Annotated in this window: 14 protein-coding genes and 1 tRNA gene; 12 read left to right on the forward strand and 3 right to left on the reverse strand. The window is 45.8% G+C overall.

Annotated elements, in window-relative coordinates:
- Positions 1–119 precede the first annotated feature (119 nt).
- A complete protein-coding gene (locus GWG06_RS00215) occupies positions 120–1,703 on the reverse strand; it encodes a peptide chain release factor 3 (protein WP_160710726.1) in 1,584 nt (527 codons plus the stop codon).
- A 105-nt stretch (positions 1,704–1,808) separates the two neighbouring features.
- On the opposite strand from GWG06_RS00215, the gene GWG06_RS00220 reads away from it, so the two are divergent.
- The 4 genes from GWG06_RS00220 (at position 1,809) to GWG06_RS00235 (ending at position 7,037) form a co-directional block, all read left to right on the forward strand.
- On the forward strand, positions 1,809–3,062 hold the full coding sequence (locus GWG06_RS00220; RefSeq protein WP_127035638.1) for an ABC transporter permease: 1,254 nt from the start codon (positions 1,809–1,811) through the stop codon (positions 3,060–3,062).
- A gap of 77 nt (positions 3,063–3,139) precedes the next feature.
- Positions 3,140–4,144: a tRNA (adenosine(37)-N6)-threonylcarbamoyltransferase complex transferase subunit TsaD gene (gene tsaD / locus GWG06_RS00225; RefSeq protein ID WP_160710727.1), complete on the forward strand. Its 1,005-nt coding sequence runs from the start codon at positions 3,140–3,142 to the stop codon at positions 4,142–4,144.
- 47 nt (positions 4,145–4,191) lie between these two features.
- On the forward strand, positions 4,192–6,315 hold the full coding sequence (locus GWG06_RS00230; protein WP_160710728.1) for an alpha-L-fucosidase: 2,124 nt from the start codon (positions 4,192–4,194) through the stop codon (positions 6,313–6,315).
- 56 nt (positions 6,316–6,371) lie between these two features.
- On the forward strand, positions 6,372–7,037 hold the full coding sequence (locus tag GWG06_RS00235) for a tRNA1(Val) (adenine(37)-N6)-methyltransferase (protein WP_160710729.1): 666 nt from the start codon (positions 6,372–6,374) through the stop codon (positions 7,035–7,037).
- Positions 7,038–7,102: 65 nt separating this feature from the next.
- Here GWG06_RS00235 and GWG06_RS00240 read toward each other — a convergent pair whose 3' ends face one another.
- A complete protein-coding gene (locus tag GWG06_RS00240) occupies positions 7,103–8,311 on the reverse strand; it encodes an NAD(P)-dependent oxidoreductase (RefSeq protein ID WP_160710730.1) in 1,209 nt (402 codons plus the stop codon).
- A 129-nt stretch (positions 8,312–8,440) separates the two neighbouring features.
- Here GWG06_RS00240 and GWG06_RS00245 point away from each other — a divergent pair.
- The 4 genes from GWG06_RS00245 to GWG06_RS00260 all read left to right on the forward strand — a co-directional run bounded on the left by GWG06_RS00245 (position 8,441) and on the right by GWG06_RS00260 (position 18,199).
- Positions 8,441–8,524, forward strand: a tRNA-Leu gene (locus tag GWG06_RS00245).
- Positions 8,525–9,253: 729 nt separating this feature from the next.
- Positions 9,254–11,131, forward strand: a complete 1,878-nt coding sequence (locus GWG06_RS00250) for a hypothetical protein (RefSeq protein ID WP_160710731.1) — start codon at positions 9,254–9,256, stop codon at positions 11,129–11,131.
- Between the two features lie 233 nt (positions 11,132–11,364).
- Positions 11,365–11,619 carry a hypothetical protein gene (locus tag GWG06_RS00255; protein WP_160710732.1) on the forward strand — a complete coding sequence of 85 codons (255 nt, stop codon included), beginning with the start codon at positions 11,365–11,367 and terminating at the stop codon, positions 11,617–11,619.
- A 193-nt stretch (positions 11,620–11,812) separates the two neighbouring features.
- Positions 11,813–18,199 (forward strand): type I polyketide synthase, encoded by a 6,387-nt coding sequence (locus GWG06_RS00260; RefSeq protein WP_160710733.1) that lies wholly within the window; start codon positions 11,813–11,815, stop codon positions 18,197–18,199.
- 229 nt (positions 18,200–18,428) lie between these two features.
- Here the strand turns inward: GWG06_RS00260 and GWG06_RS00265 are convergent, their stop codons facing one another.
- Positions 18,429–19,427 carry a helix-turn-helix transcriptional regulator gene (locus tag GWG06_RS00265; protein WP_160710734.1) on the reverse strand — a complete coding sequence of 333 codons (999 nt, stop codon included), beginning with the start codon at positions 19,425–19,427 and terminating at the stop codon, positions 18,429–18,431.
- 1,289 nt (positions 19,428–20,716) lie between these two features.
- Between GWG06_RS00265 and GWG06_RS00270 the strand changes: the two genes are divergently transcribed.
- From GWG06_RS00270 to GWG06_RS00285, 4 genes are all read left to right on the forward strand, one after another.
- On the forward strand, positions 20,717–21,007 hold the full coding sequence (locus GWG06_RS00270) for a DUF1330 domain-containing protein (protein ID WP_160710735.1): 291 nt from the start codon (positions 20,717–20,719) through the stop codon (positions 21,005–21,007).
- Positions 21,008–21,161: 154 nt separating this feature from the next.
- Positions 21,162–22,136: a polyprenyl synthetase family protein gene (locus tag GWG06_RS00275; RefSeq protein WP_160710736.1), complete on the forward strand. Its 975-nt coding sequence runs from the start codon at positions 21,162–21,164 to the stop codon at positions 22,134–22,136.
- 35 nt (positions 22,137–22,171) lie between these two features.
- Complete coding sequence (locus GWG06_RS00280) at positions 22,172–23,524, forward strand: aminotransferase class III-fold pyridoxal phosphate-dependent enzyme (protein WP_160710737.1); 1,353 nt, start codon at positions 22,172–22,174, stop codon at positions 23,522–23,524.
- Between the two features lie 42 nt (positions 23,525–23,566).
- Positions 23,567–24,784 (forward strand): cytochrome P450, encoded by a 1,218-nt coding sequence (locus GWG06_RS00285; RefSeq protein WP_160710738.1) that lies wholly within the window; start codon positions 23,567–23,569, stop codon positions 24,782–24,784.
- Positions 24,785–24,807 lie beyond the last annotated feature (23 nt).

The following is a 24,807-nucleotide window of genomic DNA, read 5'->3' on the forward strand; positions in this document are numbered from 1 at the left end:
ATTTGTGCCTGATCGTGATTTTCTCTGGAACCTGTAAGCCCAGGGAGCATCACGATCAGGCACAAATCTCAAATAACTAAATAAAAAAATAACCCGCCATTCATCATTCGTAATTATTCCTACTTGTGTATTTCCGAAGTAAAATTAAACTGTATCTCCGGGTTATTCGTGCGTTCTGTATTCAGATACCATTCTGACTGTGCGAGGTATACCAGGTGGCCGTCTTTATCTTCCACGATGTTGGAGGATTTGAAGCGGATGAAGTCTTCGATTTTGTCTTTCGGACCGGTGATCCAGCAGGCTTTATAGAAGGGGAGTGTGTTGAACTGGGCAGCGGCGCCATATTCCTGCAGGAGGCGGTACTGGATTACTTCAAACTGGAGGTCACCAACGCAGCCGATGATTTTACGGTTACCGCCGTGCTGGGTGAACAGCTGTGCCACCCCTTCGTCGGTAAGCTGGCGGATACCTTTTTCCAGCTGTTTTGTTTTCATCGGATCTTTGTTGACCAGCTCCTTGAACAGTTCAGGAGAGAAGCTGGGGATGCCGGTGATGTAAAAGTTTTCGCCTTCAGTGAGGGTATCACCGATTTTGAAGTTGCCGGTATCGAACAGGCCCACTACGTCGCCGGGGTAGGCGTCGTCCACGATATTTTTCTCACGTGCGAGGAAGCTGTACGGGTTGCTGAACCTGACATCTTTATCCAGACGTACGTGATGATAGAATTTATTTCTTTCAAACTTACCGGAGCAGACGCGGAGGAAAGCGATACGGTCGCGGTGACGCGGATCGAGGTTCGCGTGGATTTTAAAGATGAATCCGCTGAATTTATCTTCGTGCACGTCAATTTCGCGGGTGCTGGCTTCGCGGTTGCGCGGAGTAGGCGCGATGTCCACGAAGGTATCCAGGAGGTCTTTTACCCCGAAGTTATTCACGGCGCTGCCGAAGAAAACGGGAGCCAGTTTTCCCTGCAGGTATTCTTCATTGTTGAAAGTGTCGTAAACACCTTCAATCAGTTCCACGTCGTTACGCAGCTGGGCGGCATCGGTGGTATCGAAATGTTCGTCCACATATTTGCTGCTGAGATCTTCCAGCGGCACTACGTCTTCGTCAGTAGCTTTTTTGTTGGGCAGGAAGGCTACCAGGCTTTTGTCGTACAGGTTGTAGACGCCTTTAAAATCCTTACCCATATTGATTGGCCAGCTGAGCGGGCGTACGCGGATGCTGAGTTTTTCTTCCAGTTCATCCAGCAGGTCGAACGGATTTTTACCATCGCGGTCCATTTTATTGACGAAGATGATGACCGGGGTATCGCGCATGCGGCATACTTCCATCAGTCTTTCCGTTTGTGTTTCCACTCCTTTTACACAGTCGATTACCAGCACAACGCTGTCTACTGCGGTGAGGGTACGGTAGGTATCTTCCGCAAAGTCCTTGTGACCGGGGGTATCGAGGAGGTTGACCAGCGTATCGCGGTATTCGAAGGTCATTACGGAAGTAGCCACGGAGATACCTCTTTGCCGTTCAATTTCCATGAAGTCGGAAGTGGTGTGCTTCTTGATTTTATTGGATTTAACCGCACCGGCAGTCTGGATGGCGCCGCCAAACAGGAGGAATTTCTCTGTCAGCGTAGTTTTACCGGCATCCGGGTGCGCGATGATAGCAAAGGATTTTCTTTTATTGATTTCGTTAGCGTACTTCATATAATATATCCGAAAAATGGCAGCAAAGGTAACTAAATTTTTTATCCGGCTATATTTCGTGTTTATTGGCGTCGGAAGTCATCATAAATCCGCTAAATTTGAAATATGATAGCAACCCTTAAAGTATTATGGAGTAGCCTCAAAATGGCCGTACAGGAGCTGCGCGTCAATAAGTTGCGCACTTTTTTATCGTTATTGGGGATTACGATTGGCATATTCTGTATAATAGCCGTATATACGCTGACTGACAGCCTGGAAAGAAATATCAGAAGAGACCTGGCAGAGCTGGGGGATGATGTGATTTATGTGCAGAAATGGCCCTGGGGAGGTAACAGTGAATATCCCTGGTGGAAATATATGAATCGTCCGGAGCCGGAGTACAAGGATTTTAAAATTGTGCGGGAGAAAGTGCAGAGTGCGGCATTTTCCTCTTTTAACTTTGAAGCGAGCGGGAAGAAGGTAGAGTATGGGGATGATTATATGGATGGGGTGATGATGATGGCGGTGGGTAATGATTATGACCAGATACAACAGCTGAATATTGTGCAGGGGCGTTTCTTTGCCAATAATGAAAGCAACAGCGGCGATAATGTGGCTATCCTGGGCGCCAATATCTGGGACGGGCTTTTCAGCAGTCCGGAGCGGTCGCTGGGAAAGATCGTGCGTGTTGCCGGCCGCGACGTGAAAGTGGTAGGGGTACTTAAAAAGAAGGGGGAGAGTATGATAGGCGGGCCGAGTTATGATAACGCCATTATCCTGCCTTATCGTTTTGCCCGTACCGTGGTGGATGAACGCCGGTTTGCAGATCCGTATATCCTGGTAAAGAAGAAATCCAATGTGTCGCTGGATCAGCTGAAAGATGAGCTGCGCGGCGTTTTGCGGGCAGCGCACCGGCTGAGGCCCAAAGAAGAGGATGACTTTGCACTGAATGAAATCAGTTCTGCCAGCGAAAGCCTGAACTCCATTTTCGGCGCTATCAATATGGGCGGTGGTTTCATTGCAGGTTTTGCGTTGATAGTAGGCGCATTTGGTATTGCCAATATCATGTTTGTTACCGTAAAGGAAAGAACAGCGATCATAGGGCTGAAAAAGGCCATAGGCGCGCGCCGGCATATCATATTGATAGAATTCCTGATAGAAGCCGTGATCCTGAGCCTTATCGGCGGTTTGTTCGGATTGATACTGGTATACCTGGTTACGCTGCTGATCAGTGCTTCCGGCGCCTTTAACATGACGATGACGCTGGGGAATGTCATGCTGGGGGTATGTATATCGGCTGTAGTGGGGATACTGTCAGGTTTCATCCCGGCGTATTCGGCCAGTAAGCTGGACCCGGTGGTGGCCATCCGCAGCAATTAAACAAGTAATAAAGGGTAGTAAGTATACACCAGGAGAGGCGGGAGGATTCCCGCCTTTTTTGTTTATTTTTGCAGCTTATGTCTGTTAAAATATTAGCCATAGAATCATCCTGTGACGACACAGGAGCAGCGGTACTGGTAGACGGGAAGATATTATCCAACAGGATCGCGAATCAGCAGGTACATGAACAGTATGGGGGCGTTATTCCGGAACTGGCTTCCAGGGCGCACCAGGAGAACATTGTACCGGTAGTGGATATTGCATTGCAAACAGCCGGTGTGAAACCGGAAGAGCTGAGCGCTATTGCGTTTACACAATCGCCCGGCCTCATCGGATCTTTGCTGGTAGGGAGCTGTTTTGCCAAATCCATGGCGATGGCGCTGGATATACCCCTGATAGGCGTGCATCATATGCAGGCACACGTGCTGGCTAATTTCATTGATGATCCCAAACCATCGTTTCCTTTTCTTTGCCTGACGGTTTCCGGCGGGCATACCCAGATTGTATTGTGTGAAAGCCCGCTGCAGATGCGCGTTATCGGCGAAACGCTGGACGACGCTGCCGGAGAGGCTTTTGATAAGAGCGCCAAAATACTCGGTTTGCCTTATCCCGGCGGACCACTGATAGATAAATATGCAAAAGAAGGGAATCCTGCCCGTTTTAAATTTCCGGAGCCGAGGATCCCTGAGCTGAACTTCAGTTTCAGCGGACTGAAAACGGCGATCCTGTATTTCCTGCAGGAAAACCAGCAGAAAGATCCTTCCTTTATTACCAGTAACCTGGCAGATATCTGTGCTTCTATTCAGCAGCGTATCATCACCATTCTGCTGAATAAAGTGCTGAAGGCATCGCAGGAGACAGGTGTAAAGGATATAGCCATTGCCGGGGGCGTGAGCGCCAACAGCGGCCTGCGCCAGGCGCTGCAGGAGTACGGGGAAAAGCATGGATGGCGTACGTTCATTCCTAAATTTGAATACTGTACCGATAATGCAGGTATGATAGCTATTACGGCCTACTACAAATACCTGGCAGGTGAATTTGCATCCCTGGATGCCGTGCCTACCGCCAGAGCAGCTTTCTAACGCAGATGCCTATACGGAATTATCAGCCAACGCGTATATTTATATTTATGAAGAAGATATTTATTTTATTACTGGGGTCGGTATTGATGGCAGGTGCGGTACAAGCGCAGGAGGGGAGCTGGAAAGACCAGAAGTATTCCATGTTTATCCACTGGGGCGCCATCTATTCCACGTTGGGCGGCGTATGGGAAGGCAAGCCTGTAACCAGGGGCTACAGTGAACAGATACAATCTCACGCCGGTATTTACAGTGATATATATGGCGATGTAGCCAGGCGTTTTCATCCGGAATACTGGAATGCAGATTCCATCGTGCTGCTGGCAAAGGCGGCGGGCATGAAATCTGTAGTGATGACATCCAAGCATCATGACGGTTTCTGCATGTTTCATTCAGCCTATACGGATTATAATGTGGTAGATGCCACGCCATTCAAACGCGATGTGCTGAAAGAGCTGTCTGACGCCTGTGCGCGGCACGGGCTGAAATTCGGGATGTACTTTTCGCTGATAGACTGGCACTTTCCGCAGGCGTATCCTATCTCCAGCAGTAACAGTGATCCGGTTACACCGGAGCATCATCTCTTCAATAAGCAACAGGTAACAGAACTGATGACCAACTACGGTCCGGTTTCAGAGATATGGTTTGATATGGGCTCTCTCACGGCCGTACAGAGCCGCGAGCTGGCGGACCTGGTACACCGGCTGCAGCCAGGATGTATGGTGAGCGGGCGTTTAGGTAATGATGCCGGCGACTTCTGCGTGATGGGTGATAATCAGTATCCGGACTATAAGATAGCTGCTCCCTGGCAGACGCCGGCCTCCGTATATGATGAAACGTGGGGATACCGCTCCTGGCAACAGCATGGTCCGGCGGCAGATAAGGCGCATGAGAAGCTGGAGGGGCTGATTAAAGTTGTGAGCAGGGGAGGTAACTACCTGCTGAATATAGGTCCCCGCGGCGATGGTTCGGTAGTGGATTTCGAAAAAGAAGTACTGCTGATGAACGGCCGCTGGCTGCAACGTAACGGGGAAGCCATTTACAGTGCGCAGGCCAATCCTTTTGATACCACTTTCCCCTGGGGCGAGGTGACCGCCAAAGCAGGTAAACTGTATCTGCATCTGCTGAAGTATCCGGCAGACGGCATCATTCGTTTACCCGGACTGACCAGCAACATCAGCCAGGTAACCTTACTGGAAGATAACAAAAAGGTAGCCTGCCGTATCAGTGTGAAGGATGGGGTTACCATGCTGCAACTGCCTGCAGGATGGCGTTCCGGCGATAAGGAGATAAAAGTGCTGGCGCTGACCTGTAAAGACGGGGTGCAGATTACGCCGCAGCATCTGTTGCAGCAGCCTGCCGTATTAAACAGGGAGAATGCCACACCGCAGTATAGTTTTTCAGGAGTAGACTATGATAGTTATTACCGCAGCCAGGTGGGCAGCAGCTGGTCTTTCACCAGCAGCAGGCCAGCCACGCTGCGTTTACAGTACAGCGCCGCAGAAAAGGGCCGCACGCTGCAGTTTACGCTCAACGGCGTATCGCAGCAGGTGTTGCTGGACGGCGCTGCAAAGCAGCCACTGAACAATCATCCGGAGCGTCTGCAATGGGGCCCGATGTATTATGCCGGTCCGTTCTGGTCAGGAATAGACGGGGTTCACGGCAATATGAAAGACATCAATCCGGCAGCACCGTGGACTAAGAAGGGCGAGGGCTGGACCTTACAGGCAGATAAAAGGAATGACAGCATCTACACCGTTCCCGGCGACAGGAACCTGGGCTGGTATATATTGCAGGAGATCACTGCGCCCGCAGCGGGTAATTACCTCGTAGGATTTACCAGCGGTGATGGTATTGCCGTGTATCTGAACGGTGAAGAGCAGATAGTGCATAATAATCCTGAGCGTGGCGGGGAGCAGCAGGAAGTGTTGCTGTTACCTTTCAGAGAGGGGCGCAATCAGCTGGTGGTGAAGTTTTACAGCCGCTTTGCGAAGCAGGGCGTATGGGGCATCAGCCGGAATGTGCCACAGGAGCTGTATACACAGACACTGCCGGTGCAGTTGCCTGGCAGCAGTAAGGTACAGGTAATATCTGTGCGGGATGCGAAGCCGGTTTCTGTGCATCGTCATCTGCGTATGCCGGATTTATCAATTGTGATGGAGCAAAAGCGATAATGGCGAATACATTTTTTCAATTCAAGCAATTTACCGTTGATCAGGCGCATTGTGCCATGAAAGTGTGTACAGATGCGTGTATACAGGGTGCTTATACAGCGCGGTACCTGAACGGCAGCGATATAACGGCGCCGGCTATACTGGATATAGGCGCCGGCACCGGCCTGCTGAGCCTGATGCTGGCGCAGCAGGTACCGGCGGTTATTACGGCCGTGGAGCTGGATACCGCGGCAGCCGGGCAGGCCGCTGCTAATTTCAGTTCATCCCCGTGGGCGGACCGCCTGTTACTAACGGAGCAGGATGTACGAAAAATGGATGGGCCGGCTGCATACGATTTTATCATTACCAACCCGCCGTTTTATGAATCCGCGCTGAAAAGCGGGCATGCGCAGAAGGATCAGGCTATGCATGCCACCAGCCTGGGATACAGGGAGCTGCTGCAGGCGATAGACAGGTTACTGCTGCCACAGGGGGAGTTCTCTGTATTATTGCCGGCGGTGCAGTTTAAGGAATTTGAGCAGCTGGCTGCGGGTGCAGGTTTTCATCCGGCGAGGGTGTTGCAGGTGCGGCAAAGTGTGAACCATGGCTATTTCCGGACGGTGGGTATTTTCAACAGAACAGCCGGAGCTCTGCAAACCGGCGAGCTGGCGATATACAACGAAAACAACGTGTATACATCTGCGTTTGCAGACCTGTTACAGCCGTATTACCTCTATTTATAACAGCGTATATGCGTTCCTGTTTGTTCAGCAGGAGTAGTATGGCGGTCGCATCTCCCGAAAAAAAATCATCCCTGTACATAATCTTCCAGGTAGGCATAATTGGGTGTAAGTGCGCCGCGTGCCGCGATGGTAGCGTTTTCTATCATGGGGCTGTCCGGCTTCATTAATTCTTCAAACACATATTTCATCAGCTGGTCGCCGAAGTACTGTGACGCATCGCGGGGCAGTTCGTTGGGCAGATTGCTGACGCACATCATATCCACTGTATCGGGGAGATAGGGCGTTGTTTGTGTCATGGTATCCTTTACCACGCCGTAAACGGGATTATCGATGGTGCTGTCGCCCAGGTTGCAGGGCACGGAGCCGTGGGTATCATCTGTAATATCTGCGATGACGCGGATGCGGAAATTTTCTTTCCGGAGATCATCCGGCGAGAAGAGGGGCGCAATGTTATGGTCCCAGTAGATGCCGTTCATGAGTATATCGCTGACGGTGACATAAGGCAGAAAGCGGCATTCATAATTTTCGGGATGGGCGTGGAAGTCGGACCGGCTGTAGGTTTTATCCTCACGGCGCAGGTACAGCTCACCGGCTTTCAGTTGCGTATACACCGGGTATGCGTATTGGTTGACCAGGTATTCTTCCGGCGGTAAATATTTGATGCCAAGCAGTCCCATGATTTCCAGCACGCCGGCGGCTACACGGCCGGAACCGGTTACGACGATTTTCATGGGAGGAAGTTTCACGCCGAAATACTGGGAGATGAGTTCCTGGAAATCGTGGCAGGTATGTACAGGCTTGAAAGTATAGCTGCCGGTTTTTTTACCGAATGCCAGTAACCCGTTATGCGCGCCTACTATGCCGGCGAAGAAGCCGAAGCCCAGGATCCTTTGTCCGTCGGGATGTACCAGGCATTCATAATCCACCAGCGTAATATTTTTTTTCAGGATAGTGCGGAGCATATCCCGGTTATGGGGTTGTTTCTTTTTGGTATGGCTGAAGAACAGGTAGGTTTTGTCTGGTATCAGGCGGTTGGCAGGCACCTCTTTAATACCCAGCAGCAGCTGGCAGTGGGAGAGGTCTTCCTGCAGGGTGATGCCGGCCTTACGATATTCCTCATCTCTGAAACAGCGATGGGGAGAGGGTTGTACCGCTATCTGCACCTGGGGGTAGTGTTCCGTGATCCACTGGCACTGCCTGGGAGAGAAGGCGACACGGTTATCGTGCGGCAGTTTTTCCTCGCGGATAAGTCCGATGAATAAGCTGTTTTCCATCTCTGAATTTACTGTAAATTTTGATGCAGTAAAATGTTGGGAAAATTTTTCGGGGAGAAATTTTGTAAGATTAAAAAAGATTATATACCTTCGCATCCCGTAAATGACACGGATAGTTCTTTAAAGATTGCCCAGATGGCGGAATTGGTAGACGCGCTAGACTCAAAATCTTGTTTTCGAAAGGGAGTGCAGGTTCGATTCCTGTTCTGGGCACTACGAACTTATTACAAAGAAGATTTTCAACTTTATATTTAAGCGGTTGAATTATCAGAAAATAAGTTCCTGAGTTTTTTAATATCAAAACCATTAGAGGGATTTCTTGTAATGGAAAAAGGGTGGCAGATTATAAATCTGCCACCCTTTTCTTTTTAAGATTATTATCGATTTGTACCAGTCTTTCCCGCTTTTTCCCGCAGATTTCGATACTTAAATGACATCCGAAATGACACCTGATTTCACTCTCATTTCATCTCAAACAGCGCCGGTATTGACGTTCTTCAGTTAGTTTTTTATTGTGGCACTCCATGCTGTAAGAAAAGTTTTTTATTCATTTTTCAACCACTTTTTAGCGCTTTCAAATGCCTTGTAAATTATGGCCAGATGAGGTATGGCGTTTGTACTATTGTTACACTTTACAAATTGTTCTGTGTATGAATATTGGGAAAAAGTTAAATGCGAAGGAAGACAAGAATTCACCTGTTTCGTTAATTTTTTTATATAACCAGCTAAAGGAAAATTCTGTTTTTTCTGAGCCGCATTCAGGCTTTGTTTGGAAAAACCATTGAGTGTGTGCACGTTGCAGCAGTTTTTCCTAATTTAAAGTGTAAACACCAAATGAGGGGGGATTAATTATCCTCGAACGTTAACCACTATTCTTCAACTCAAAACCCAATGGTGAACATTAGCTTGTTGTAAATATGCTCTTTGTTAAATTAAATTGATATGTTACTCCCGATCGATAACCCAAAAGATAATCTATCTACAGATTTCAGAGAATATATTATAAAGTTTGAGCCCGATGTCTGGTCTATTCAAGCGTGTGGGAAGATAGATGAGAATGATGTCGGGGGGCTTTACCTGCCATCTTTTGTGAAAGGAAGAAATAATCCGGGACCAGGTAACGATGAGCCTTACACACAAATCAGGAGTACCCCTGGCTATCTTCCTTATGAATCAGCAAGAATCGCAACGAATGAGACTGGTTGGGAGAGAAGCCGGCTCGCTCTGAATGCTGTTTTCTCAGAAGATATGCTTAAGTTATTTGAATCAAGTCCTTTAACTAAAATTGCGCTATTAACATCAGCGACTGTTATTGTTGAGAAAACGAAGGTGGGCGAGTGGTTGAAGGAAGCCGGAACTGCAATACCCAGGAAGGGGGACGAAATAAAACGTCTCTGGCCTGCGTATCAGATACAGTGTTCCGGGAACCTGGAAGCCGCAATACCCATGATGTTGAGAGATTTCTCTGCCAGTTCTTATGTATGGGTGTTTATTCGCATCCGGGATGTTCGTATACATGACCTTGGCGGGTCTATGATGTGCCTAACCATAGCAAGCGACTACTACAGGGCTTCTGATGATCCGGGTACAAGCGATATGAAGCCTTATATGGAAGCAATGAATGAAGGCCTGTCTTGCCTTGAAGGACCCGCTGCCAGTGTGGCTACACGGGATGCCATATTATGTAGCGGATTCATACAGGTTAGAGACGCAGTAAATAGGAGAATTGCTGGAATGAGCCCCGGTGAATTACAGGATATCATTTCCGCTTATGGGGGAGTTGTGACCCCCAGGGAATTTATTACGATGAGGTGGTGGGATGCCGCGATGTCTCCCTATTACAGATCTGCTATGGGGTCAGATGGTTATTATCACCTTACTGAAAGCTCCGGCGTTTTCAAAGGCACTAAAAAATGCGGCAAAATAAGGAGAGCTATCGACAGTAGCATCAGGTATAATGAAATTGTTGACCTGCTGCCAGATGCAACCCAGGGAGATGGTACAAACGAATTACTCATAGCAATGCTTGTAGGCGGACATGAAGCTACTTCAGGATATGCAGGAGCGCTTTCAGCTATCATTGATGAGGCCCTTACGTGTGACTGCGGTGCGGAGGGGCATGTTGAAGCGGCAGAAATAGCGATGGGTTCCTGCCTCTGGTTTGCACTTGTTCCCCGGTATAATCTTCGATCACAGCTTAATAACCTGGTAAAAGGGAATCCTACACTGATGAATGCCTTTGCATTTGGTAAGCCCGGGGAAAGACATATAATGTGTAAAACACTGCCGGGGGATATACTGCATACAGATGGGTGGAAGCCTTTGTGGACAAAGACCTTTGTAGATATTCCGGAACTGGTGCAGCGGGTTGTGCGCAGGACTTTGCCGGAAGAAGTCCGCGATGAAGAAGTCCATTTACTATGTAATCACATGGCAACAACTGTTTTGATAGCGTGTTTTGCCATTGATGATGATCTTGAGCAGCTGAGAGAATTATGGAGTAAGTGGTGTGATTTATTCGATGCTGCTGTTTCAAAATTTATGCAGGAGAATTCACCGCTTCTGTTTAGTCTGCGTAACCTGATTGGAAGGATATGGATTCATACCATCATAGGGACAGGGGAAGTATGTAGTGATACCAGTGAAAGTTTGTTTGTTGATATAGACAAGGCCTTAAGGGAAACATACCAGCTCAGCTATGAAAATGGGCGGGCTATCAGGCGTGCGTTTCATGGAGTGGTATCAAGTGCCATCGAACTGAGTGGATTTAACCCATATGCTTGTCTTGCAGATGGGGCTGCCCATCTGTGCAGGAAGTAAATCCGGTTGCCTTGCGTTATAGAAGATTGCTGCTGTTATTCCCGGACCCCTGTAAGAGCTTTTACGATAACACCCCCTTCCCTTTGTTTGAGTACAGGCTGGCAGTATTGCCGGGAATCAAATTATTCTCATAGTCACCTGTGGGTGATGCGTCCTATTTATTTCACTGGTGAAAATCGACCTGCTGTGGGTAAGTAAAAAGTTCAATTCCTTTTATCAGGGTGGCCTTAGCTATGATACAGATAGCCGGAATGCTGTTGAAGTATGAAGCGATTATCCGCATGTGGGCGGCAGTGGTTTATTGTCACCCGACTGGGCTACAGAAACAACTGGCGGGGACATCGAAAGATAGTCCGGATTCAGATGATGTTAATAAATTTGTGGTGAGTATTTATTTACCGCGCTGGTATTTCTGCACTTATCCTGGTAGAAACGAACAGAAACATGTTACCTGTGCAGGCGCATTTGTGCTGAAGAAAGGAGGGTAATGCCGGCAATTGATCCGCAGGCAATTTTTTCCGGGGATAGAGGAAGACAGGATATCAGGTAACTATCGTCGGTGAAGCAGACGCTGCTGCCTGGCAGGGTCAATTAAGGTCAGGTGTAAGTTGGAAATGCTAATCATCGCATTGCATGTATTATTTTGGTAAGTGTTGAGATAGAAATATCCTGGCGATAAATATGGAATTTATCTCGCTGGATCTTCTGAATTTTTTGATTATGCAAAGCAAAGTCAGTATTCATTCAAATTCAATTGCTGTCATTGGCATGAGTTGCCGCTTTCCCGGCGGGGCTGATACCCTCGAGAAATATTGGGAAATACTTCACGGTAATATAGACGTTATTGATGCTATACCTGCTGAAAGATGGAATGTCGATCAGTACTACAATGAAGATAGTGAGATACCAGGTAAAATGTATACAAGGGAAGGTGGATTTCTGAAGAATATAGATCTCTTTGATGCCTCTTTTTTTCGTATTACCCGTGTTGAGGCAGAGTCTATGGATCCTCAATATCGTGTCCTGCTGGAATTAAGTTATGAAGCCCTTGAGAACAGCAATATCAAGATAGAATCGTTGGTGAATAGCGCTACCGGCGTGTATATTGGTTTTCAATCAGCTGATTATTATGCGATGGTGAATAACAATAGCAGCTATGCGCTGACAGGTAATATGCGTTCAGCTGGTAGCGGACGTATATCTTATGCATATGGCCTGCAGGGGCCGAGTATTGTAGTTGATACCGCATGTGCTTCCTCCCTGGTTGCTGTTAATCTGGCTTGTAGTGATTTACGCTCTGGTGCATGCAATATGGCTATAGCAGGAAGTATTAATCTTATCCTTTCTCCTGAAGGTCATTTGGAGTTTTGTGAGATGGGAGCCTTGTCACCTGATTGCAGGTGTAAAGCATTTGATCAGGCAGCTAATGGCTTTGTAAGATCAGAAGGAGCTGGTGTTGTAATCTTGAAACGCTACGAAGACGCTATAATGGATGGCGATAAAATTCAGGCTGTTATCGTCGGTTCCGCAATTACCTGTGATGGTCCCGGGCCTGGATTTACTATTCCCAACGCAGTTGCTCAGGGAAAAGCGATTCTGAAGGCGATGGGCCAGGCCGGAATCTGCGCCGATGATATTGACTATATTGAAGCACATGGCACAGGAACATCAGTAGGAGATCCCCTGGAAATGGAGGGCATAGGACTCGCTTTTCGTGATCGTACAAGACCGGAAAAATTATGGGTGGGATCTGCCAAAACCAATATTGGTCATACAGAAGGCGCATCCGGAATGGCAGGGCTTATTAAGGCGGTGCTGGCGCTGCAGCATAATTGCATTCCTGGAAATCTTCATTTTCATCACCCATCCGGTGCCATTCCATGGCAAAATATTCCTGTAGCCATTCCAACAAATAACATTGACTGGCTGCCAGGTAAAAAGAAGAGATATGCCGGAATTAACTCATTTGGCCTGAATGGAACAAATGCTCACGTAATAGTTATGGAGGCGCCGGTGCTGGAGGAAGAACTACCGGAAACAAAGGAAAAAGAGCATCCCTTTATACTATTGCCTATTTCAGCAAGAGACGGGCAGGCCCTTAAATTACTTGCTGAAGAGTATAGCCAGATGATACGTAATCAGGAGTACGCTGTGCCAAAAATAGCAGCGGCAGCAGCTTTGTGTCGTTCTGATCTTTCACACCGGTTATGTGTATATGGTAAAGATGCGGCATCATTGTATGAATCTTTGCAAGATCATCTGCAAGGGGGGCTGATAAGTAATACTGGCAGTACGGGAAAGAAAGTGGCATTTGTTTTTCCGGGACAGGGAGGACAGTGGATCGGGATGGGACGTGAGCTTATAGGAAAGTCAGCCGTTTTTAAGCAGGCATTGATGGAATGTGATGGCGCTATACTGGAGGAAGGCGGCTGGTCGGTGATGGAGGAAATAAATAAAGATGAAGCAAATAATCGCTTCGGGGAATTAAATATTATCCAGCCGGTTTTGTTTGCAATTGAAGTATCGCTGGCTCGCTTATGGCAATCATGGGGGATTAAGCCGGATGTAGTAATGGGGCATAGCATGGGAGAAGTAGCAGCGGCTTACATCGGAGGGGTATTAACATTAAAAGATGCTGTTGCCATTATCTGCCGGCGTAGTTCATTAGCGCTTAAGTTATGCGGACGAGGTGCAATGGCGCTCATAGAGCTTAGCCGGATGGAGACGGAGAAGATCTTGTCCGGGTATGAAACCAGGGCTTCCATAGCAGCTTCTAACAGCCCTAAGGCTACTATCATATCCGGCGATATTGACGCGGTAGAAGAAATCCTGGCCTCCCTGACTGAACAGGATATTTTCAGCCGGCTTATTAACGTTGATTTTGCTTCACATAGTCCGCAAATGGATGCACTGAAGGAAGATATGTTAACCCAGCTTAATGGAATTAGTCCCTCAAAAGCGTGTATTCCGTTTTATTCCACCGTGGCTGACAAGTTCTTAAACGGACCTGAGTGTAATGCTGATTACTGGAATGATAATATTCGAAATCCGGTTCTGTTCTCCCAGGCAGTGCAGCATCTTCTGGAAGAAGATGACTATTTGTTTATCGAAATAGGTCCTCATCCTGTATTAATACCTTCGATTCAGCAAAATATTGAATATCTGGCTAAGCCGGGTATTGCTGCCATAGTAACTCTGAGACATGACTGTTCTGAGATGACGGAAATGTTGCAGCATTTTTGCCAGGCATATACCAGCGGAGCCACTGTCAGCTGGTCCGGTTTATATCAGCAAAGTAAAAGAGATATAGAAGACGTACGGCTGCCTTCTTATCCCTGGCAACATGAAAGTTTCTGGATGGATGAAAAGAAGGCTAAACGAATAAATTACCGGCAATTGCCGGGTTCTCATTCATTTGGAGGCATTCAGATGAATCTGGTATCTGCAGAAGAGGATAAAGTATTCTGGGAGTCTGAAATTAGCCGGTATTCATACCCGTATTTGTCGGAGCACATTGTTAACAACACTGTAATATTTCCAGGTGCTGCATATATAGAGTATATTATTTGTGCCGCTAAAAATAGTTTCCCTTCGGCTCAGCACTTCCTTGATGAGATTAACTTCATGAAGACATTGGTACTGGAAGACGCCATTATTTCGATACAGCTTGTTTTTACCGTGGTAAACAAGGAAAAGATCAGGTTCGGATTCTATTGCAGAGAGGATGATGCCGTGTCTGCAGACCGAAAGGATTGGGTTTTATGCGCAGAAGGATATATCGGGTTGTTAGCCGGTTCTCCTGGAGTAAGCCTCGCGCGGGATGGGAATATGTTATCGGAGCATGTAAGTTCCGCAAAACATATTTATAAGGAAGAATTCTATGACAGAATAAGAAAATTCGGACTCCAGTATGGTGAAAAGTTCAGACTGATTACGGATATCTTTATTTCGGAAAATGTTATAACAGGCAGGGTGGAAGCAGGGCAGCAATTAATAAGATCAAGCCGGGATTATATTTTCCATCCCGTGTTGCTGGATGCATGCCTTCAGGTGATTTGTGCCACCGCAATGGATGAGTATACAACCGGAGAAGGTCTGGTAGTAACATCGTTAAAGAAATATGTGCATTTTGAGAAAGTTGAAATAACAACCGTGCTTCTCGTCAAGGCGGAAAGAAAAAAGAATCCCGCAGGCGTGGAAGGAGAACATCATGTCAATATTGAAATTTATAATGATAAAGGAGAGCTGCTGTCAGTTATAGAGGATGTAACAGTTAAGAATCTTGATTTAACCCAACAGGATGATCTTTCCCCGCTGCTTTATACGAAAAAATGGGAGAAGCTGGAAATGCTATCTCCTGCGCAAAGACAGAAGCATTCCTGGTTTATATGGGTGAAAGAGGTGAATAAGCCGGTTACAGCAATAATATCTCAACTGACTGCTTTGGGAGATCGTGTTATAATGGTAACCAGCGAAAAGTCTCTTAAAGAGCACCTGGAAATGGACAATGGTATTATCCATAAAGGCGTCATATATCTGGATGCAGCACCGGAAATGGACCATTCGAATCCATCATTGTATGTTGCTGAAAAGTGTCTTGGGCTCCTGAATATAGTACATGTCCTGGGGCAAACTTCTGTTCAGCCCCGATTGGTAGTGATAACGCAGGGCGCACAGTCTGTTCTGCCCGGTGAAAAGGAAATCAATCCGTTTGGTGCGCCCGTTTGGGGACTGTCACATACAATATTTCATGAGTTCCAGGAATATGATTGTACACGATTTGATCTGTCATTATCACCAGATGGAAATGAAACGAAAATGCTCTGCGGCCTCCTGGCTGGCGGAAACGGAGACAAGGCGTTTGCAATCAGAGGTAATGAAGTATATGTTCAAAGATTAACGCCCATATCAGCATCCGACTACAAAAGCAGGGCAATTGACAGGGAATTGATACCTGCCTCTCAGGTTCGTTTTCGGTTTACAACTGACGCTCCCGGATTAATTGATGATATATATGCAAAAGCCTGCGCACGTGTATCTCCCGGAGAAAATGAAATTGAAGTTGAAATAAAATCGAATGGATTGAATTTCATGAATGTATTATCAGCGCTTGGAATATATCCTGGTCAAGATTATGAGAATACTCTTCTTGGGATAGAGTTTGCCGGGCAGGTTACCCAGGTAGGTGCAGGAGTTACTGATCTGGTTCCGGGTGATAAAGTGATGGGGTTCAACTTTAGCAGCAACGCATTGGGTAATTACACCATCACCCAGGCAGCATGGGTGATGAAAATCCCGGATAGCATGGATTATCTGGATGCTGCTACCATTCCTGTAGCCTATACTACTGCCTATGCAGCCCTGGTAATCAACCTCGGATTAAAGAAACGGGAACGTATATTGATACATAACGCTGCAGGAGGAGTAGGGTTGGCAGCTATTCATATCGCCCGGGCGATTGGCGCCGATATATATGCAACAGCTGGAAATGACCTGAAAAGAAAATTTTTGCGGGAAATCGGTATTAAATATGTAATGGATTCCCGGTCACTTGAATTTGTGTGTCAAACCAATGAGTATACAAATAATGAAGGCGTTGATGCAATACTTTCTGCACAGCCGGGAGAAATGCTGGTCAAGAACCTTGAATTGTTGCGAAGTGGCGGACGCTATTGTGATATTGGGAAAATGAGTGTATATAACAGCACAAAATTAGATATGTCAATATTCAGGAAGGGCATAGCTTACAGTTTTCTGGATATGTACACTATGGGTACGTCAGATATGAAGATGATAAAAAGTGTAAATGCTGCAGTAGAAAAAGAAGTAAGGTCAGGAGGATTTCCGGCGTTGCCTAAAAATGTTTTCGGGGCATCTCATGTAAAAGAAGGTTTTACTTTGATGGCTCAGGGAGATCATATAGGTAAAATTGTATTCGATATGACCCAACTTGATTTCTCTGTTTCCCGCCATGACGCTCTGTTTAATGAGAATGAAACCTATATAGTGACTGGCGGAATGGGAGCACTTGGAATAACGATAGCTCAGTGGATGGTATTGAATGGCGCTGTTCATATTGTATTAACAGGACGTAATGAACCATCAGCCGCCGTTGCAGCTCTTGTTGCTTCCATGAATGCGGATGGTGGTAAGATAGTAATGATGAGAGGGGACATCAGCAACTATCAAAGTGTGGAACAGATGCTGAACAAAGTAAGATCAACATTACCCCCGATTAAAGGAATTATTCATGCAGCAGGAGTTGTTGATGACAGCATGCTGACCGAAATGGATGAGTCCAGGCTTATTGCTCCGATGCTCCCCAAGATTAACGGCGCCTGGTTTTTGCATAGACTGACATTACAGGATGATTTGAGGTACTTTGTGCTTTTCTCATCCGCTGCATCAGTATTTGGTGGGGTCGGGCAGGGAAATTATGTGGCAGCTAATATTTTTTTGGATGCACTTTCCAGGATAAGGCAAGCAGAAGGGTTGCCTGTTATTTGCATAAATTGGGGATCTATTTCCGAGATTGGAATGGCAGCCGCAAATGAAGTAAGAGGAAAGCGATTAAATAAGGAAGGATTAGGTGGCGTGTCCCGAAATACCTTTCTTAAGTTATTTGGCCATATTCTGAGGAATAATCTAACAGATGTTATCCCTATGCGTTTTAATCCGGATGAATTTATATTGTTTAATCCTTCCTATCTGAAAGATAATTTATTTGAAGTATTACTTAAGAAGAAGAACAAGGGCAATGGCAACGAAGCGGAATGGATCAACGAACTACGTGCATGCGGAACCGTTGAAGAGGCCCGGTATATTATAGAGGAAAAAATAAAGGAATTGCTGTCCTTTATCATTAAAAAGCCCGCTTCCGCCATAGATAGTAATGTGCTTTTCAGGGATATGGGAATAGATTCTCTGATGTTAACACAGTTGCGGAATAGAATCCAGGATTTTTTAGGGATTACTATTCCTTTGGTTGCATTTAACAAGCATCCAAGAATAAAATCTGTATCGGCCTTTATAATAGGAGAGTATGATATGTTGAAATATAGGGTATAGGTAATCGCTTCAGGTATTGGTTATGTAATCCTTAATAAGTAACCGGTAAGGCTACCGTATTTTTTGAGTGAAATTTTGTATTATACCCCATCAGCTATTCGCTTCCTCTTCCGGCTGATGAGCGACAAATTTTTTGCTGATATTACATGAAATATTACCGCAGTTGTTATCTGTAATTCCCTGAATAGTGTATCACATCAGCTTACCGGTTACTTTCCTGTCAGTTATTTTACATATTCTTTCCGGTAAGGTTACTGCGTACTTCTCTGGGAAATATCCCGTAGTATCTGTGAAAAGCGTGACTGAACTTCGATGCGCTGCTGTATCCGACATCCCTGGAAATAGCGGCTATTTTGTCTGAGGTCTGTATCAGCAGCTTCATAGCTTTCTTCATCCTGGATTCTATCAGATAGTCCGTGAATGTCTTGTTTATTTCCATGAATATTTTTTTAGCCTTATATTCACTGATGTGATACGCTTTCATGATATCGCCCAGCTGAAGCGGTTTTTGGAGATGTATATCAATGAAATGCATTACCTCGTACAGTAGTTGTACATCACTAATGCTATTTGCTGTCTCTGTATGAGCATGGAAATTTGTGAGTTGTTTATTGAAGTCAAAAAGCAACTCGGAGATTCTGATGTCCAGGTATTTGTCTGCTAAATGACCAGTGAACTTACAGGTGATAATGCGCCGTATACATTCCCACAGGTCTGTGTCGATAGGGTAAACACCCATTGCATTGCGGATAACTCCTTCTTTAGATACCTGGCACAGAAAATCCGGTATCCTGGGATAACTGGTCCTCAGCGCTACGAGAGCCTTCATATTAATATAGAGTTGAACCATTATATGGGTCTCCCTGCTGAAATTACCGATGCCACAGCCATCGGCGGAGTATACCACGCTGTATTTCCCTTTCCCCTGCATGGAATACTTATGCTCATTGATCTCCGTGGCGACGGGAATCCGGGGCATGAAACTGAATAGAAATCCTCCGGTTTCAAATGAATACTGAAATACTACGTCTTCATTGGTATTACCGCAGAGTATTACCAGCTGGAAATCTCCGACCGTCTTTTCCTGAATAAGAATGTGGGAGCTTTCTGATGTGATTACCCATTTGTCGGTCTCTGGTATAACAAACCTGTCTGATTTGAATCTTTCTATATCCTCCTGACGATATTTTCTGAGTGTTTTTACACTGTCTGAAATTGAAATAGACATTTAAATAGGTTTGTAGTGTAACAATGGTAGAACAGCATGTCCATACTAAGATGGCATCAGTTAAGCATTGATGTTATACAGTTGCAGGATAAAAGACAGTGGAGACTGATGAGAGGGGTTTTGTATTCCAGTCAGGAAAATATCCTGTGTCCGGAACACCTCATCTCGTTTCTGGTTAAAGCCATTAGGTATTAAGCTGAATATTTTTGCCGTACTGATGTGTTGATTTTGTACTTCCTTTTTTAGACTCCGGGTTATTTTTTTTAATTACGAAATGTTTTTAAAAATCGTTATGAAGAATGCAGGGGTTTTGGGAACGTGTGCCGGCCGGTTATAGCAGATCGCATATGGCAAATATCTGCGAATATTCTGAAATGAGTAAGCAGTAAGAATAAAAGGTCAATAAATTTCCGGATTTCCTGCATTGTGTGGAAGATAATAATAAGGCTTCCTTACAAATTTTTATGAACTGCGGACAGTGTTCTATTGTATTGTTGTTTATTTATGGGAGAGGTGATGTGTGCCTGGAGAGAAGAGCGCGGTGTATTTGTTGTTGAGTTTGGATTGATGCCGGAAGCTAGGTGGAGGAGCTGGTTTTTGTAAGAAAAATGCTGTACGGGATACTAAAGCGCATCAGCGGGATATTAAAAGTATAGTATACTTTAAGCCTCATCTCTTAACTTTGGTCTTGTAAAGAAGAGTCAATAGTAATACACGACATTGCCGGAGGCGATATAATACGGGTGCCCGAAACGTATTCCGGGAAAATCCTGAGAAACTAATACAGTCGCATGTTGATGGAAATATTTTCCCCCGGGAACTGATATGATTTATCAGCGAAGGTTTGATCAGATAAGGAAGATGAATACTTAGTTGAACAGACAGGATATGACAACAATTCTGTGCAGGGACAGTAATGTTGTTAATTTCTGCTGCGTAAAAATGAATGATACCTGGTGTTGGAAGACAGGCGTTCTATTTCCCATGTTACCGATAGATATAATCGTGGTGAAGCATTTTAGCTGCCAGACCTGCTGATAAGATATAGTGATCAGATCGTTGCGCCGGTTATTAAAACAGCACCTGCCAGGAATACTCCGCCTGGCTATGAAATACCGGTGGATATATGTCCTTTAGATAGATTAATCAGGGAGAAATTATAACAGCAGACGGATGGATGATGATGCCCACGTTGGGCGTTTGTCTTATCATATGAGCTGTCAGGCAGATATTTTATGCTTTCGTTGAAGCGAATACATTTTTGGACATTGTTAACTTAAATTTTTTTTATGGCAGCTTATTATACCGCCAGCTATGATATTCTTGATGAGGAAGAATATGCAAAATACGGACCACCAGCCATGGAACTGATGCTTAAGTATGGCGCAGAGGTGCTTTCTATAGATTTTCAGGCAATTACCATTGAAGGTAACGGAAGGCATATGAATGCGATTGTTAGGTTTCCATCGGTAGAACTGGCACTGCAGTGCTATAATGACCCGGCTTATTTGCCGCTGAAGGAGCTCAGGTTGGGATGTACAAAAGGATGTACTATGATGTTGTTGCATGGATTAACGTAGTAAAAATATAATTGATAATAGTAGTTTTTGTATTCATTGCTGCACTGAGAACCCTATTTAAAGCAGAAGTTCTGTGCCACCTTTTGTTGTATCATGAAGTTACGGATGATTTTTGTTGACACCACCCGGATTTAAAAGCTCCAAAATAAAGGTTATGAATTCCCTGAATGATTTAACGGCCAGGTATTTCTCCTGGTGCAACCGTATTGAATATCCTGAAGAGCCACGTAGACTCTATGATGCCAGCCGCTATTTTTTAGAAAGCGGAGGAAAAAAAATAAGACCCGTTTTATGTCTGCTGGGTAATGATCTTTTTGAAGAAGTTACGGAAGATAGTTTCCATGCAGGGTATGCCCTTGATTTATTCCACAATTCTTCGCTGGTACATGATGATATTATAGACCATGCCCCCCTGCGACGTGGAAGACCAACAATACACATCAAATACAGCCTGCCGACAGCGATACTGACCGGAGATGTTTTTATAGCCAGGGCCTTTGCACACATCAATCATATCAGCGGAGAATACAGACATCAGATACATATGCAATTCTCCAAAGTTGTAACTGAGGTGTGTGAAGGCCAGCAGATAGACTTCGACCTGGAAAAAAAAGATCTCGCGCATGTTTCTTATGCGGAGTACCTGAAAATGATCACGCTCAAAACAGCTGCCCTGATGGCGACCAGCGTTAAAATAGGAGCTGCCATTGGCGGGGCGGATCCACAGGAACAGGCTTATTTATACGAGTTTGGAAAAAACCTGGGTATTGCCTTCCAGATATATGATGATTACCTGGATGCATTTGGAGAACCCTCAGAAACCGGTAAGCAGCCAGGTGGCGATATTCTGGAAGACAAAAAAACGGCATTGCTTATTAAAGCCTGGGAGGCTGGCAGTACCGCACAGAAAAATGCATTGAAGAATGCCATGTCAAAAAAAGGGTTCGAAAAAGTATCTGCCGTTTTGGAACTATACAGGAATTGTAAGGTAGATACATGGGCTGCTGATAAAACATCGGAATATACCACCAAGGCTTTTTACTGCCTGGATATGATAACTGGTATTGCGGCTGAGCGGAAGGCTGGCCTTATTGATCTCACCAATCAATTACTGGACCGCCGGTGCTGATTCAAACCGGAAATTTATTTATGAAATGAACTTTTATGGAAGAAAAAGTAATTAAATCAGAAATACAGCAGATTATAGCGGATAACTCCGACTATACATTTTTTCCGTGGAACTTCCAGAAAGGATGGACGCCGGTTACGGTAGCTCATGCATCGGGAGTTTACCTGTATGATTATAACGGGAAACGTTACATAGATTTTTCGTCCGGGTTATTTAACGTGAACATCGGGCATGGGCAGCAGCGGGTGACAGCAGCTGTAGCAAAGCAAATGCAGGAGGTGGCCTATGTGGTGCCGGAACAGGTGACGCGCATCAGAGGGGAGCTGGGAAAGAAACTGGCTGCCATCTCACCGGGAAATCTGAAGAAAACCCTGTTCACCGTATGTGGCGCCAGCGCTATTGAAAATGCTATCAAGCTGGCGCGGATCTATACCGGTAAATATAAAATCATTGGCCGTTACCGTGCCTATCATGGTGCTACCTATGCGACTATGAGTGTAGGCGGAGATTCTTCGAAGCTGGCGCACGACGCACACCAGGCGCCCGGCTTCGTACATGTGGAAGATCCGTATTGTTATCGCTGCCCTTTCGGACAAGAAGCAGGTAGCTGTCAGCAGCAATGCGTAGCGCATGTAGAAAGGATTATTGAATTTGAAGGCCCTCAGAACATCGCTGCTATCATTATGGAGGGAGAAAGCGGTGCTTCCGGCTGTATCAAGTATCCTCCCGGATACCTGCTGAAAATAAGGGAGCTGTGCAATAAAAATAATATCCTGTTAATCGTGGATGAAGTGCTGAGTGGTTTTGGCAGAACCGGCAAATGGTTCGCGGCTGAATTGCATGGCGTTGTTCCCGACATTATGGCTACTTCTAAAGGCATTACCTCCGCCTATCTTCCGCTGGGTGCTATCACTGTCAGCGAACCCATTGCAGCGTTTTTTGATGATAAATTTTTCCCGCTGGGACTTACCAATGTGGCGCACCCGGTAACCTGTGCGGCAGCGCTGGAAGTGTTGAAAATTTATGAAGAGGACCACCTCATTGAGAATGCTGCCGCGATGGGAAATTATATTTTACAACGCGTTAAGGAAATGCAGCAGCATCATCCCTGCATAGGAGATATCAGGTTTACAGGATTATTGGGCTGCCTGGAGCTGGTAAAGAACCGGGAAACGAAAGAACCAATGGCTCCGTACGATGAAAACCCTGAAGGGATGAAAGTGATGATTCAACTGGGCAATAAGCTGAAAGAACTGGGCATGAGTACTTTCCTTCGCTGGAATTTTCTTTTCATTGCCCCGCCGCTATGTATTACAAAAGAGGAAGCAGATGAAGGGCTGGCTATCATTGATGAGGCTTTATTCCTGGCAGATGAATATACGTCATGACTAAATTTTCAAACTTTACTTATAACTTTAAAATCTTCTCCAATGGTTAATCACAATATCAATTTTTTCTCTAAACCTTATCAGGATAATCCGTATCGCTACTATCAGGAGATGCATGAACAATATCCGCTCTTTTTCCACGAACCTACCAACAGTTATGTCATCAGTTCATACGAAGATGTAGAGCGTGCGCTTAAAGATCCGGTGTTTTCTTCACGTAACTATTCCTGGCAGGTGGAGCCCCTGAACGGGGTAACCATTCTGCAGATGGAAGGAAAGGAGCATACCCAGTACCGTAATACAGTTGCTTCCAACTTCCACAGGCAGGATCTGGTGGAACAGACTTTACCGCTGATCCGGAAAAATGTGGCTTCCCTGTTCGATGCCTTTAAAGGCCGGAAGGTAATAGATCTGAGGAAGGAATTTACGGCATTGCTTCCGCTGAGAGTCATCATAGATATGTTGGGATTGCCTGAAAAAGACCTGCCGGTTTTTCAGTTCTGGTATCATGCTTTCGCACGCTTCCTGCAGAATATTAACGGGAGTGAAACTGTTATCCAGGAAGGAAAGGCTGCGATGGATGCTTTCCGGGACTATGTGGACAATATCGTGGATGAACGCACGGAGAATCCGGGCAATGATCTGATATCTGTTTTGTGCAGTGCGCAAATGGAAGGCAAAAGAATGTCCAAGGAACGCATTGTAGGATATTGCGCCCTGCTGTTACACGGAGGTGGGGAAACAACGGATAAGGCTATTGCAAGCCTGTTCCGCAACCTGCTCTTACACCCCGATCAGCTGGCATTGCTGAAGCAGGACAGAAGCCTGCTGGATGCTGCTATAACAGAATCGCTGCGCTACTCGCCGCCGGCGCACATGATACTCAGAACAACGAATGAAAAGGTAAAGGTCAGCGGTGGAGAAATACCGGAGAATGCAACGGTAGTATGTATGCTGGGTGCTGCCAATCGTGATAGGCGCCGGTTTAAGAACCCGGACGAATTTAACATCCTGCGTAAGGAACTTGATACTAAAACGGCCTATACCGGAATTACCAACCTGGCTACTTTCGGAATGGGACCGCATGTATGCCTGGGCGTACAGCTGGCTATCATGGAAATGCAGGTGGCATCCGATTTTGTGCTGGATTATATGGAAGAGTTTCAGTTTGCTGATGGAGGCGATCCGGGAGAGGTGGGTATTTTTACCCGTTATCCGGACAGCCTGCCTATCAGATTTAAGGCCAGAGAGGAAAATTAATTATTTGCAGATCTATAGTCTGC

It is taken from the genome of Chitinophaga solisilvae (genome assembly GCF_009928525.1).
GTDB lineage: Bacteria > Bacteroidota > Bacteroidia > Chitinophagales > Chitinophagaceae > Chitinophaga > Chitinophaga solisilvae.